This window comes from Companilactobacillus baiquanensis (genome assembly GCF_003946605.1).
GTDB lineage: Bacteria > Bacillota > Bacilli > Lactobacillales > Lactobacillaceae > Companilactobacillus > Companilactobacillus baiquanensis.
On sequence record NZ_RHOQ01000001.1, the window covers coordinates 652,983 to 666,736 of the forward strand.

11 protein-coding genes are annotated in these 13,754 nt (G+C 34.4%); 4 read left to right on the forward strand and 7 right to left on the reverse strand.

What is annotated here, in order from left to right; all coding sequences use genetic code 11:
- Both EKM77_RS03240 and EKM77_RS03245 read left to right on the forward strand, forming a co-directional pair.
- Entirely contained in the window at positions 1-924 is a 924-nt protein-coding gene (locus tag EKM77_RS03240; RefSeq protein ID WP_125592576.1) for an amidohydrolase family protein, read from the forward strand.
- Complete coding sequence (locus tag EKM77_RS03245) at positions 924-1,934, forward strand: aldo/keto reductase (RefSeq protein WP_125592578.1); 1,011 nt, start codon at positions 924-926, stop codon at positions 1,932-1,934. Before EKM77_RS03240 ends, EKM77_RS03245 begins: the two co-directional genes overlap by 1 nt.
- 71 nt (positions 1,935-2,005) lie before the next feature.
- Here the strand turns inward: EKM77_RS03245 and EKM77_RS03250 are convergent, their stop codons facing one another.
- Entirely contained in the window at positions 2,006-5,224 is a 3,219-nt protein-coding gene (locus tag EKM77_RS03250) for a hypothetical protein (protein ID WP_125592580.1), read from the reverse strand.
- Positions 5,225-5,460: 236 nt separating this feature from the next.
- Between EKM77_RS03250 and EKM77_RS03255 the strand changes: the two genes are divergently transcribed.
- Complete coding sequence (locus EKM77_RS03255; RefSeq protein ID WP_125592582.1) at positions 5,461-6,807, forward strand: MATE family efflux transporter; 1,347 nt, start codon at positions 5,461-5,463, stop codon at positions 6,805-6,807.
- Positions 6,808-6,845: 38 nt separating this feature from the next.
- Here EKM77_RS03255 and EKM77_RS03260 read toward each other — a convergent pair whose 3' ends face one another.
- The 4 genes from EKM77_RS03260 to EKM77_RS03275 all read right to left on the reverse strand — a co-directional run bounded on the left by EKM77_RS03260 (position 6,846) and on the right by EKM77_RS03275 (position 11,257).
- Positions 6,846-7,889: an alpha/beta hydrolase fold domain-containing protein gene (locus EKM77_RS03260; RefSeq protein ID WP_125592584.1), complete on the reverse strand. Its 1,044-nt coding sequence runs from the start codon at positions 7,887-7,889 to the stop codon at positions 6,846-6,848.
- A gap of 12 nt (positions 7,890-7,901) precedes the next feature.
- Positions 7,902-9,275 carry an MFS transporter gene (locus EKM77_RS03265; RefSeq protein WP_125592586.1) on the reverse strand — a complete coding sequence of 458 codons (1,374 nt, stop codon included), beginning with the start codon at positions 9,273-9,275 and terminating at the stop codon, positions 7,902-7,904.
- Between the two features lie 430 nt (positions 9,276-9,705).
- A complete protein-coding gene (locus EKM77_RS03270) occupies positions 9,706-10,812 on the reverse strand; it encodes an NADH-dependent flavin oxidoreductase (RefSeq protein ID WP_125592587.1) in 1,107 nt (368 codons plus the stop codon).
- A 79-nt stretch (positions 10,813-10,891) separates the two neighbouring features.
- On the reverse strand, positions 10,892-11,257 hold the full coding sequence (locus EKM77_RS03275) for a MarR family winged helix-turn-helix transcriptional regulator (RefSeq protein ID WP_125592589.1): 366 nt from the start codon (positions 11,255-11,257) through the stop codon (positions 10,892-10,894).
- Positions 11,258-11,553: 296 nt separating this feature from the next.
- On the opposite strand from EKM77_RS03275, the gene EKM77_RS03280 reads away from it, so the two are divergent.
- Positions 11,554-12,273, forward strand: a complete 720-nt coding sequence (locus EKM77_RS03280) for an MIP/aquaporin family protein (protein WP_125592591.1) — start codon at positions 11,554-11,556, stop codon at positions 12,271-12,273.
- A 159-nt stretch (positions 12,274-12,432) separates the two neighbouring features.
- Here the strand turns inward: EKM77_RS03280 and EKM77_RS03285 are convergent, their stop codons facing one another.
- Both EKM77_RS03285 and EKM77_RS03290 read right to left on the reverse strand, forming a co-directional pair.
- Positions 12,433-13,095 carry a ribose-5-phosphate isomerase A gene (locus EKM77_RS03285; protein ID WP_125592593.1) on the reverse strand — a complete coding sequence of 221 codons (663 nt, stop codon included), beginning with the start codon at positions 13,093-13,095 and terminating at the stop codon, positions 12,433-12,435.
- Positions 13,096-13,104: 9 nt separating this feature from the next.
- Positions 13,105-13,677: a TetR/AcrR family transcriptional regulator gene (locus EKM77_RS03290; protein ID WP_125592595.1), complete on the reverse strand. Its 573-nt coding sequence runs from the start codon at positions 13,675-13,677 to the stop codon at positions 13,105-13,107.
- Positions 13,678-13,754: the final 77 nt, after the last annotated feature.

A 13,754-nucleotide genomic window follows, 5' to 3' on the forward strand; every position in this document is an offset into this window, starting at 1 on the left:
ATGACAAAATTTGATGTTTTTGCTCACGTATTACCAGAAAATTTATTTGATCAATTGAAAAAAGTTGATGACAATCTAATCACCAAAAATCCCTATTTAAAAAATAACGGTTTGACTAATATCAAAGAAAGAACCGCAGATTTGAATCCGGATGTTAGACAAATAATTTCTAACGTAAATTTAAATCCCGAAGACTATCTTGATGCCGAAAAATCCAGTGAACTGTGCAGATCCGCAAATGATGAATTAGTAAACCTGGTTCATGATAATAAGGACTTTTACGCTGCAGTTGCTATGATCCCTATGAATTCTATCTCAAATGCAATCGAAATTATTAAAGATCAAATTTCCACAAAAAAAGACTTGGTCGGTATTCAACTATTTACTAGAGCCTTAAATAAGCCGCTGACATCAAAAGAATTTGAGCCCATTTTTGAAATATTAAATAAATTGAATATTCCGATCTGGTTACACCCTGTATTTGACGAAACACGTCATGACAACAATATAACTTTTAGTTGGGAATACGAATTGACGCAAACAATGTATGATTTGGTCAAAAAAGGCTATTTTCAAAAATATCCTAATTTAAAAATCATTGTTCATCATGCCGGAGCCATGATTCCTTTCTTTTCACAGCGGATCAAATACACAATGTCAGATGCTGAATATAATGATTTCAAAAAATTCTATGTGGATACAGCTCTATTAGGAAATACTAAAGCTCTAGAATTGGCCGTTGAATTCTTCGGTATAGAACACGTATTATTTGGGACCGATGCGCCATTTGGCATTGCCCCCTACGGAGCTACTAACGAAATTATTTCCGCAATTGATAACATGAACATTTCTGATAAACAAAAAGATTTAATTTATAGTAATAACTTTCTAAATATTTTAAATGGAAAAGACGGTAATGATTAATGAAATATGCAAAACTTGGTAATACCGGACTGGATGTTTCTCGAATTTGTTTAGGGACAATGGGATTTGGTAATGCCTCAACTGGTATGTTTCCTTGGGCTATCGATGAATCAAAAAGTCAAGAAGTTATAAAAAATGCTCTAGACTTAGGGATCAATTTTTTTGATACAGCAAATATTTATTCTCATGGTGATAGTGAACAATTTGTTGGTAACGCCTTAAAGAAATACGCTAACCGAGATGAGATCGTGCTAGCAACAAAAGTCTTTTTCAGTCCTGAACAAAAACCTAATCTTGCCGGATTATCGCGTAAAGCCATCATGTCACAAATTGATCAAAGTCTAGCCAGACTAAAAACAGATTATGTAGACTTATACATAATTCATCGTTTTGATTACAACACTCCCATTGAAGAGACTATGGAAGCTTTGCATGATGTTGTAAAATCTGGAAAAGCTAGATACATTGGAGCATCGGCTATGTTTGCATGGCAATTTGAAGAAGCACAGGCAATTGCCAAAGAACATGGCTGGACTGAATTTGTCTCGATGCAAAATCATTTAAATCTTTTGTATCGCGAAGAAGAACGTGAAATGATGCCTCTTTGCGAAGCAAAAAATATCGCTGTGACACCATACAGTCCATTGGCATCAGGACGACTTACTAGAGATTGGTCATCTACTTCTAAACGTTTTAAGACAGATAAAGTTGCCCGTTCTAAATACGATTCAACTGAAGAACAAGACGAACCAATTGTTCAAAGAGTTGGTAAAATTGCCGATAAATATGGTATTAAACGTGCTCAAGTTGCTTTAGCTTGGTTATTACAAAAACCACAAGTAGTAGCTCCTATTGTCGGCGCAACTAAAAAAGAACATTTAATTGATGCTGTTGATGCTTTAGATGTAACTCTAAATAAAGAAGATATTGATTTTCTTGAAGAACCTTACTTGCCACACAAATTAGTTGGTGCTTTTACAAAAGCTGCTGCCAACGATTATAGAAGATAAAAAAATTGATACTCGTGGAAATAAATTCACAAGTATCAATTTTTTAATATATTTTAAAACAAGAATTTTTACTAAACGCTATCCGTCAGGCCCCATTGAATCTTTCCAGTATAAGAACCTGAAACATTTCTTGAATTCAAATCAAGTAATACACCTTGATCCGAACTCCAATTCCCTGCAACATCAGTTGTTTCTTGATCACTATCATCTGAATCACTTTGAATAAATGTTTGGGTACTTAAATCATGCGTAGTATTATCCTTTGAAACGAAAACTAAATCTCCATCTAATACCGCCTCATCAGCAGTACCAGCATCTTTTACCATTTCTCCGGCTTTAGCTGTTAAAGTCCATTTAGTCATCACACTGTCCACTTTTAGATTCCAGTTTCCTTCACGTTTTACTCGTTTAGGAGTATTTATTGCGTGAACACTTTGGAATTTATAATCACTATTCTCAATTGTGGCCGTCTTATTGATTATATTTATTGAATAATCAAGTGTATTAGACTTTCTTCCATAAGGGTCTGTGTAATAAACCGAAATCTTATATGGATTTTGAGCTTCATCGTCCATTCCATTCTTAGTTGATTCAATCGAGAATTCTTGTGAAATCGGTGTGGCTAAAGGAGTGTCTCCACTATAACTCTTGATGCTCTTATTACCATTGACATCCATATTCCAAGTTAATTTACTTGGAGTAACTTGATAGTCATTATCGTAATTGACATCTGCATTAAGATCGATCAAATCATCTTGGATAACGTTAAATTCATTTTGAGTTGTCGTTAAAGTAGGCTTAATATCTGGAACATTAACAATTACATCTTTAGAGTCAGACTTATGCCCGTCTTGGTCAACGATATTAATAGTAATGGTATTCTTACCTACCTTGAGACCGGTTGTACCAGTATAGTCATCTAGTGATGTAGCTTCATCTTTATCATAAGCATATGGTTTCAAAGTAAAGGCATACTTACCATTATTAGTTTGATTTTCAGTTACAGCATCCTGCTTTGTTCCATCATCATTAGTAATGGTATAAGAAATTTTAGAATTACCACCTTCATCTGAGGTAGTAGTATCATCAGAATGCAGATAAGATCCAGAAAGGATCAGTGGTTCGTTATCGTTAACGGTTATGTTGGAATCATCAGGTGTGATAACAACTTTTTTGTTAGTTACATTAACTTTATAAACCAACTCATTTGAAATCAACGTATCAACTCCATCAGCAGTTTGGAAATTACTATCGATCACATGGATCTTGATCGTATGTTCACCTTCGGTCAGAACTCCAATATCAGCAGTAGTATCACTAAGAATTGGAATCGTGAAGCCATTCCCCGAGCTACTATCTTGACTAAGAATAGGTTCTCCATCGTCAATTGTCGTACTGATGTACATATCTGATTTATTGATCGCATCTCCACTCTTTAGTGAAATATCACCGGTCAAATTTGTGGAAGAACCTAATTCTAGATCAGAAGTTAATGGTGATGTTGCTGTAATTATCAAAGTATCAGCTGGTTTTACAATATCAAAAGCAGTTGAATCAGCGTTTGCCTTATAATTGTCACCCTCAAAACTAGTTGTTGTCGAAGGAACTGTTAGTTTGGTTGTTCCATCTGGTAAATCATTGGCAGTAGCATTCAACTCAACTCGAGCGTATTCCCAATTATCACTATCAGGATCACCAATTGCATCATCCATATCACAAGTTAAAACGTTTCCTGACAAACTACCAGCAGGTATATCAACTTCTTTAGTCTTAGTATTCCCGTCAGCATCTTTTTTACTTGTGTAATAAACTTTACCAATATTACCACTACTATCGGTACTTACAGTCACATTATCAGGAACATTGATAGTTTCTTTTAGGCCAGTTGCCGGTTCTTCACCACTTAGATAATGGAACATATAATTAAGCGTCAAATCATCTTTAGGGTGAACTCTACTTGTGAGTGCCAATCCTAATGATTCGTCATCGACTAACGAATCATTTTGGTTGGCCTGTGTAGGGTCGTATTCATCTTTATTTGCTGGTTGAACTCTTGATTTGGTAGTTTTATCCACGGTATAAGCATTTACTTCAGCATTAACTAGTGATGGCATAGTTTCAAATATTACCGCACTATTGGTTGGAGAATTAGCCCCAGTTGAAGCAGTAAAACCATATCTAAGCTTATGTGAACCACTTAAATTAAAAGCAGTCATATCTAGCGAAAGTGTTACATCGGTAATTGGTTTTTTAGACTTACCATTTACAGGATTTTTATCTCCAACTTTATAGGTCAATGTTGCATTGGTACTACCAGTATCTGCTGGAGTATATTGAATTGTAATATGGCGCCATGAATCCAGGGGATCAGTGCTGTTACTTAATTCTTTTTGAAGGTAAACGTTGGCTCCATTTTCATCTAATTCAGCCTGAGAAGTTCCTGTACCAAGATTATGTATCATTCCTACAACAGAATTTTGAAAAATATTAGGAGTAGCTAACTGAATATATGTATCATCTCTGGCTGGATAATTCCAAGCAATGTGTGAACGTTGAGAATCGTTATTAGCATAAAGAAAATTACTATTACCGTTATAATAATTATATGCTAAAAAATCAAATGCATTTGTCGCATCTGGTAAAGAACCACTATTATATTTCCAATCAGAATATGTAACTGTTTTATCTCCCTTAAAATGATTAGTATAAGTATCAAATTCAATTGCAAAACTGTTTTGTATGGCTTGCTCGGCGAGCGTTGGAACATTATTCATTCTTGGAGATTTTGCCATAGCGTATTTATTACTATCTGATCCCCAAACACCAAGGGTTTCACCGGCATTAGGCGTCCCATTAAGATTTGAAATAGCATCGGTTCCGCCATTTTGAAGTACAAATGCCATTCCATCAGGAACACCTAAATTGCCAGGTTCTGTACCAAAATATGCCCACATTGATAGTGTCTGTTTTTGATCAGTATTTATATAATTTTTATCATTATTACTCCATACAGCACTAGTTTGAACACCTTTATTAATGGTATCTGTTAATTGAACGTAATCTTTTCCATTAGAATTTTGCTTAACAGTAGCTTTATTACCACTAAATGTACCAGGAGTGAAGTATTTTGCAATTGATAATCCCCCAGCAGGCTGTTTATTTAAAACATCAGAATCGTTATATGATGCTCCTGCCTTTACTATTGTAGATGTTCTTTGCAAAATACCAAAAAAGGCCACCATAGCAAAGAGGACCGTCAACAATCGTTTAACTATCTTTTTTGTCTGCATTGAATATCCCTCCCCTTTAAAGTAACTTGTATAAACATATCGTTATATTTATATTATGCCACGATTGAAGTTATTTTGTGTATCAGTTTATGTAAACGTTTTTATCTTAAAATAAAAAAATTGATTTATATTCCTAAAATCAATTTTTATTCAAATAAATAAAAATGCTTCATATTTACCAAAAATGGTGTATAGTTTTAGAATTGTCTAAATCAGTTAAATAGGGGGTCAGATCATTGACAGATTTAACTAAAGGAAACCCTACTAAAATTATTTTCCTTTATACTATTCCTTTGTTATTAGGAAATTTCTTCCAACAATTTTATAGTTTCATTGATACCTTAATAGTAGGTAAAACTATTGGTGTCAACGCTTTAGCCAGTGTCGGTGCAACCGGCGGTTTAACTTTTCTAGTAATTGGATTTGCTCAAGGTATTACAAGTGGCTTATCCATCTTGACTGCCAAGAAATATGGAGCCAACGATTTAAAGGGTGTTACTAAAAGTTTTGCTTCAGGAATAATTATTTCCATAGCAATAACTATTATCTTTACGATCATTGCCACTGTTATTGCCTATCCTCTTCTAGTAGTTATGCAAACACCCAAAGTATTGATCCATGATTCTTTTGTATTCTTGGAAATCATTTTTGCCGGTATATTTTCATTTATAGGATTTGATTTTCTGGGCAACACTATGAGAGCTTTAGGAAATTCAAGAGTTCCTTTATTCTTCTTAATCGTCAGCACAGTTTTAAATATTGTTCTTGAATTGTTCTTTATCCTATATTTACATATGGGTGTCGCTGGTGCTGGTCTTGCTACCGTCAGCGCACAAACGATAACTTTTATTATTTTGTATTTTTATATTAGAAAAAAAGTTCCCTATCTGATTTTAACGATTCATGATTTTGCAATCGATTGGGACGAAATAAAAGAACTGCTAAATATCAGTTTGCCAATGGGATTTCAGTCTTCGATCATTGCAATCGGCTCAATTATTTTGCAATTCATGCTAAACACTTTGGGTGCCGATGCGGTTGCCGCCTATACAGTTGCCGGTCGTGTCGAACAAATCGCTACTTTACCAGCTATGAGTTTTGGTGTTTCTTTGGTAAACTACACCGCTCAAAACTTAGGAGCCAAAAAATACCGTCGAATTTTAAAAGGTGTAAAATCCGGTATTATCTTATCTGTTACTTCTAGTTTAGTTATCGGATCTTTACTAGTCCTCTTTGGTCGTAGTATTTCACACTTATTCATGAATGGTAGTGAAACACACGTTTTAAATTTGGTTCAAATTTATTATTACTTCAATGGAACTATGTATTTCCTATTATCGATCCTCTTTATAGTCAGATATACTTTACAAGGTTTAGGAAATCAAAAAGCTCCTACAATTGCTGGTATTGCCGAACTTGTCATGCGAGTCTTTGCCAGTGTCGTTTTGATCAATCTATTTGGATTTTACGGTGCTGCCTTAGCAAATCCTCTAGCTTGGTTAGGATCATGTCTAGTATTAGTTGGAACTTGGCGCATTGAATTAAAGAAATTAAGATCCTTACAATCTGATAACACAATCTGATAATACGTAAAAAGCCTGTGAAAACTTCACAGGCTTTTTTAATTTTCTAAAAATTTAGCACATTCATGAATTGCATCTTCAGTGGCGGCAGCTTTTCCAACTAAGTTTAAAAATGCATGTCCCATTCCACCATAACGAATGTATTTAGCATCACAGCCTGCCATACCTAATTTACTTAAAAATGCCTCGTCTTGAAGTCTGAAAGGATCAAACTCCCCTGTCATTACTAGCACTTTTTTAAAAATAGCAGGATCTGCATAGAGTGGTGAAACAATTGGCGAACGATAATCTATGGGCTCATCAGGCATATAAAGCTGGGTCATTTTTGTATCCAATTGTTTAAACAACGTATAGCTATTATGCAAGACGTTTCTTTGTTCATCCACGATCGGAATTTTTTTATCATTCCACAAAGATCCTTCGAGATCTGAACCGTGAACAACGGTTGGATAGAAAAGAACTTGGCTGTCAACGTCGTATATTCCCATATAATGACTAAGCTCACTAACTCCTAAAGCCATTGAAGCTCCAGCTGAATCTCCACCGACCGTGATATTTGTTTTAGTTTTGGCAACCATTTTTAAAACTGATAAACAATCCATAAGCCCAAGTGGGTAAGGATTCTCTGGTGCCAAGCGGTAATCGACACTATAAATAACTCCATCGTATTGGCTGGCTAATAATTTTAATGATACCAATGAGTCAGATGGACTTCCGCCATAGTACGATCCACCATGGATATATATTAAAGCCTTATTTTTACCAAGACTTTCAGGTCGATAAATTCGATAATATCGTACTTTTTGATCTAACTCCGACATATATTTTGGTTCGACATTAACGTCATTGGAACTAATATCAACGACCCCTTCAGCAACAGTTCCAGCACGTAACATATCTAAATTATTAGAAAGAACTGGATCATCACCTAATTCTTTTAATAGTTCAAATGTGTGCGGTTCATAGGAGTGTACATCGACACGATCTTTCACGACCATTTTCACACGTTCAAGCCTTGGAACATCTGATGCTTCTATTTGTTTTAAACGACTTAGTTCAGTATCATAATCATTTTTCAACATAATATCCATCTCCTAAGCTTCTTTTAAATTAGTATTGTCAATTTTCTTTTCCGGAACGTTCATTTTACTTTCGTTCAATCTATAAAATTGAAGAATTGCAATAATGACAATTGATAAAACAATTGGTAACCAAATGAAATTGATATCAATCGATGTCAAAGCTTTAGCAGGTTGAACTTTACTACCTGATGAAAATCCACCCCATGTGAGGATCCATCCCGATAAAGCTCCGCCAAGTCCCATACCGATTTTTGCACCGACAACAGGAACAGATGATAAAAATCCCGGTTCTTCAATGTGCAGATGCACCCTGGCATATTCAACCGTATCGGCGATCATTACAAAAGCTAGTGTGAATACTGATCCCATTGCGATCATGCCAATAATATTACCGGCAAATAATAAGATTAAATTACCTGATTTTTCTCCTAATGGCATTAATATTGAACCGATAATAAAGAGAATTAATGCTGCATCCATTAAATTACGATTTTTAAATTTTTTTGATAGTAGTGGTACGAGTAAATTACCAGGAACAGCAAAGATAGTCATACCTAAAAATAAACCAACGATATCTGGACGTTTATAAACATAATTGATATAGAAAACACCTGTTGCCATACGTACGACCCAAAATGTTTGAACGGCGATAAAGCTAATCGTCAAAACTACCCAAGGTTTATTTTTAAAAGCACCCTTAAACGAATCCTTGATCGACAACTGTCCTTTAATTTCATCGACTTTTTTTCCTGCCGCAACTGGACGCTCTTTGAGGTTCAAGAATGCTAAGAAAAAGCAAGCGGCAATAATCAAACCAACAACTGCGCCCCAAATTGTAAATCCTAATTGTTGATTTTTGCCACCAAAGAAACTGACCATTGGCAAAGTTATAGCACCAATAATTGCACTACCAGTATTTGTCATGACCATTCTAGAAGATGCCAAATTAGCACGTTCATCAGGATCATCGGTTAAACTTGGTAAAATTGCTGTAATAGGAGTATTTGATCCTGAATAAACTAGGCTAAACAATGTATAAACTATACTGATCCAAATCATTTCTATAACTTTATTACCACCAAAACTAGGATTAAAGAATAATAGAAATGATAGAATTCCTAGTGGTACACCAAACCAAAATAAATATGGTCTTGCTTTACCATATTTAGAATGTGTATGATCGATCAAAAATCCAAAAAACATTCCATCAAACGCATCAATAAATCTTACACATAGAAATAAGGTCCCTACGAAGGCCGCTGAGATATCCAATACTGTTGTATAGTAGAATAAAAGGTACAAACCTACCATTTGCCAGATAAGATTTCCAGCCATATCAGTAGTACCGTAAAACAGACGCTGTTTCCACAACTGTAACTTGGTCATTACGATCTCCCCCTTTATGTTGATTTACGATAGTATTGAAATAATTATAAAATTATATTACAAGTTCATTATATACAGCTGTTTAAACATGTTCAATGCTAATTTTTAAATTTTATTTTATTTAATTTGATCAACTCTTACTCTGAGAAAGCGTTTGCAGATAATAAAAAAATCTAACAAAAAGAAAGGGCTTGCCGATTGGCAAGCCCTTTGTACCTGTTTTTAAGTTTTTCATAAGTAATACTCCTAAATTTTTATTTGTTATGATTATTTTTTCTCTCATAATCAAGTACCGCTGTTCTTGTATTTGACTATGTATAAATAATAACTAACAAATTTGAATAAACTTTTGCTCTTTTACGATAAAAACATAAAGATTATATGAAGAAAATTTGAGTTCACGTTCAATTACTTACAAAAAATATACAGTCTATTTAATTATTTTTTCAGGCATTTTTTGATCCAAAAATCCTAAAACACCATTGCTGATCATTAAGGCATCAGTATCAAATAACGACAATGTGTGATGGATCGAAGAATCTTGACCTGACAGAATCTTGACGACAAAGTGAGGATCAAGCAACATTTGTCCACCAACGGCGATTAACTCACCATTTTTCAAGACATCGTTGGCATCTTCTCTACTACTTACACCACCGACTCCAACTAGTGGAACTCGACCATTGATCTTATCGTGAACATACTCAAGGATGGTTTTATCTTGATGATCCTTACTTATTGAAACACGTTTAAAATCATTTTCTGATAAATGTAAGTAATCAAGTGGTTTATCCGCCAATTTATCCAGCAAAAACATCGTATCATCCATACTAATACCAGGATTTTCATATTCCTCTGGGGAGAAACGATATCCAACAATAAAGTTTTTAACTCCAGATTTATCAACAACTTCAGTAACTCCATCTACTAAGTCATTAATAAACTTGTAACGTTTCTCAAGTGTGCCACCCCACTCATCATTTCTACGATTGGAATGTGGTGAAAAGAATTGTTGAATAATATATGTATTGGCACCGTGTAATTCAACACCATCAAATCCTGCTTGAATTGCACGCTTTGTGGCTTTTTTAAAGTTCTCGATCAACTCATTGATTTCTTGCTCTTCCATCGCTCTAGGAGTCTGTGCATTATCACGTTCTGCGGCAACTGCACTAGCTGAAACTGGCTGTACTCCATGAAGAACACCTGAATCAGTCATCCTGCCGGCATGAAAAATTTGAACGATTGCTTTTGTACCGTTCTTTTTAATATTAGCTGCTAATTTAGCAAGTCCCGGAATAAACTTATCATCAGCAATGCTAAGTTCTCCATCCCAGCCTTTACCATTATCTTGAACATTTGCAGCTCCGGTAATTACTGCACCAATTTCGCCACTTCTTAGTCCATAATAGTTTATTTCATCATTTGTTACCGTTCCATCAAAGAAACTCATTTTAGTTGTCATTGGAGACATCATAAAGCGATTTTTCAAAGTTAAACCACGCTTAAACGTCAGTTTTTCATCTAAATTAGTCATTTAAATACTCCTTTTAAATATATTTAGATCATATTGTATGCACATGCATATAATATGCTTAAAAAAAGCAAAAAGCAATTTAGAAATAATCTTTTAAAATACTAGTAACGATTTTAGAAGCATCTTCTAAGATCGTTTCACCTTTAGTAGTTAGATGTATATATATGCCACGTTTATCATTTTTACAAACACTTCTTTCAATCGCACCAAAATCCTTTGATTCTAAACGGGTAACTAAACGAGACATTGCACTTTGACTAAGGCCAACATGTTTTTGCAAGTCTTGCAGGCGTAACTTTTTATTCTCTTCAAAATTCAGAGCATATAAGACGTAAAATTCATTTAATGACAAATCTGATTTAGATAATCCTAGTTCAAGATTATTTTCGATCATTCGTTGTTTTCTCGAGAACTCAAGCCACTTTTCAATAGTTGTATTATTCATAGTCGACTCCCCCAATACTTAACATTATCATATCAATTTTTCACAAAGTCAATTTTAAAACTCCAAAATAATTTGTTTAAATATTGACTTTAAAATTCAGCGTTATCCATGGGAAATACAATATAATTCCATATATTATTATTTCTATATTTATCAAAAATATGGATCCTTTTTTCACTAATTATTTTAATATTTTTTTCAATTAACGGCACCTTAAAAATAGATTTTACGATATGGGCTATGTATAATGTCTGTAAGCGGTATCAGACCGTAATAAACTTTAAGGGGTGTGTTTTATGCAAGATAGCTTAACACTGCAGCTATTGGGTGAATTTATTGGAACACTTATTTTGATATTATTGGGTGACGGTGTTGTCGCCGCTGTTAGTTTAAAGAAATCAAAAGCCTACGGAGCAGGCTGGGTTGCCATCGCTTTAGGATGGGGATTAGCGGTTACCTTAGGTGTCTACTGTTCTGGATTTTTAAGTCCAGCACATTTAAACCCTGCTGTTACACTTGGAATGGCAATAGCTGGATTATTCCCATGGGCATATGTAATACCTTACATAATTGCTCAAATTTTGGGAGGTATTGTCGGAGCTGTCTTAGTTTGGATCAATTACTATCCTCATTGGCAAGAAACAGATGATCCTGATGCAATTTTGGGAGTATTTGCAACAGGACCTGCTATCAGAAACTATCCAATGAACTTCATTAGTGAATTTATTGGAACATTCGTTTTAGTGTTTGCGTTATTAGCATTTACTAGAGGTAAATTTACTGATGGATTAAATCCTATGGTCGTCGGAGTATTGATTACATCGATCGGTTTCTCACTTGGTGGGACAACTGGATATGCGATCAACCCTGCCAGAGATTTAGGACCAAGAATAGCGCATCAAATTTTACCAATTGCTAACAAAGGTAAATCAGATTGGTCATATAGTTGGGTTCCAGTCTTTGGACCCATGGCCGGTGGAGCACTTGGAGCATTAATTTATTTACTTATTCCATAAAAAATATGAAGAAACATGTTTAACTTGCATACATTAAAGCGTACAAGAAGCCCAGTAATCAGATTCTAGATTACTGGGCTTCTTTCTTTAAGCAAAAAGATCATGTTTAGATACACGATTATGCTTTTTCACATTATCTTTGTCTCGTTAGTATATTTTTTAAACTTCATTTAATAGTGAGACAACTTCATCCCCATCGGCTAATAAAGCTCCAGTAATCAAGTTATGAAAATATGACGTTCCAACGACTCCGTTAAAAGAACTCAATTCTTGATTAACTTGATTAATATTGTCCCAATTTTCAAAAGTACAATCGACTAAACAATTACCTAGTTTAGTTCTTACCATCCCTGCTATATCAGTAGATTGACGAATTTTTGCATTACCTCCTAATGATTTTACTCTATCAATCACTTCAAATACTGCTGGTTCAATTACTTCTAAACTCAAAAAAATATCAGGATTAAGTTTGGTTTGCATTCTTTCTTTAGGTCCCAAAATTATATATTGAGAAGCCATCTTAGCATATATTTTTTCAAAGACATGAATGCCGCCCTTACTTTTTAAGGCATTGAAATTTCTATCCAAAGAATCACAACCATCAAAAGCCAAGTCGATCTTTTTCAACTGATTTAACTCACGAACTGGCAATCCTAATTCTAGACAAGTTTGCTTTGTTATTTCGGAAGGAGTACATACTGTAATATCTAAATTTCTAGTAGCAATCTCTTTTAATAACCGCCCTACCGTATTACCTCCGCCAAAACTAATAGTCATTTTGGGCTTAATCAGCTTAATTGCTTCTTCTAGTATTTTTTCCATCTGCTTCTCCTATTTATCTGGTTGAATTTGTATCAATATAGACTCACGAATAGTATTAACTGCTGCTGCCACAGCATCCATCTCAGTTACACCATGAGCTAAAGCCCATTCAATAACTGTCATTTGTAGATTCATCCCCATAGATGCCAGTAAATCAATTGGAACCCCCGTATCTGATCCCGAATCTTTGATAAAATCCTTCCATTTTTGTAACAACAAGGACTTAAAATTAGCCTCTAAGTCAGCACTAGGCTCGTGAATAGTAAACAAGATAATAATCGCATCACGGTTATTTCCCATATCTTTTAATAACCCACGAACTAAAGAATCCGTGTCCCCTTTAATGATTTGGTCAAATCGTAAATTAACTCTTCCAGCAAATAATTTTGTAAGATTATCCACCATCTTATCTAATAAATCATATTTATCTAAATAATGAGCATAAAAAGTTGAACGACTTGTCAGTGAAACCTGACAAATATCGGCAACAGTAACTTGACGAAATGTTTTAGATTCTAATAATTTCAATAAAGCTTGTTGAATATCTCGTTCCGTTTTTATTTTACGGACATCTTTAGCCATAATTTAACCCCATTTTTTTAAATCAATTTCAGCATAACACAGTCACTTTTAATTTAAATGTATGATTTCGAACAAAA

Excerpts from the sequence above, each read along its gene's own strand:
- EKM77_RS03240 (WP_125592576.1), top strand. The coding sequence starts at position 1 with ATGACAAAATTTGATGTTTTTGCTCACGTATTACCAGAAAATTTATTT.
- EKM77_RS03245 (WP_125592578.1), top strand. The coding sequence starts at position 924 with ATGAAATATGCAAAACTTGGTAATACCGGACTGGATGTTTCTCGAATT.
- EKM77_RS03250 (WP_125592580.1), bottom strand. The coding sequence starts at position 5,224 with ATGCAGACAAAAAAGATAGTTAAACGATTGTTGACGGTCCTCTTTGCT.
- EKM77_RS03260 (WP_125592584.1), bottom strand. The coding sequence starts at position 7,889 with ATGTTGAAAAATGATTATGATACTGAACTAAGTCGTTTAAAACAAATA.
- EKM77_RS03265 (WP_125592586.1), bottom strand. The coding sequence starts at position 9,275 with ATGACCAAGTTACAGTTGTGGAAACAGCGTCTGTTTTACGGTACTACT.
- EKM77_RS03270 (WP_125592587.1), bottom strand. The coding sequence starts at position 10,812 with ATGACTAATTTAGATGAAAAACTGACGTTTAAGCGTGGTTTAACTTTG.
- EKM77_RS03275 (WP_125592589.1), bottom strand. The coding sequence starts at position 11,257 with ATGAATAATACAACTATTGAAAAGTGGCTTGAGTTCTCGAGAAAACAA.
- EKM77_RS03280 (WP_125592591.1), top strand. The coding sequence starts at position 11,554 with ATGCAAGATAGCTTAACACTGCAGCTATTGGGTGAATTTATTGGAACA.
- EKM77_RS03285 (WP_125592593.1), bottom strand. The coding sequence starts at position 13,095 with ATGGAAAAAATACTAGAAGAAGCAATTAAGCTGATTAAGCCCAAAATG.
- EKM77_RS03290 (WP_125592595.1), bottom strand. The coding sequence starts at position 13,677 with ATGGCTAAAGATGTCCGTAAAATAAAAACGGAACGAGATATTCAACAA.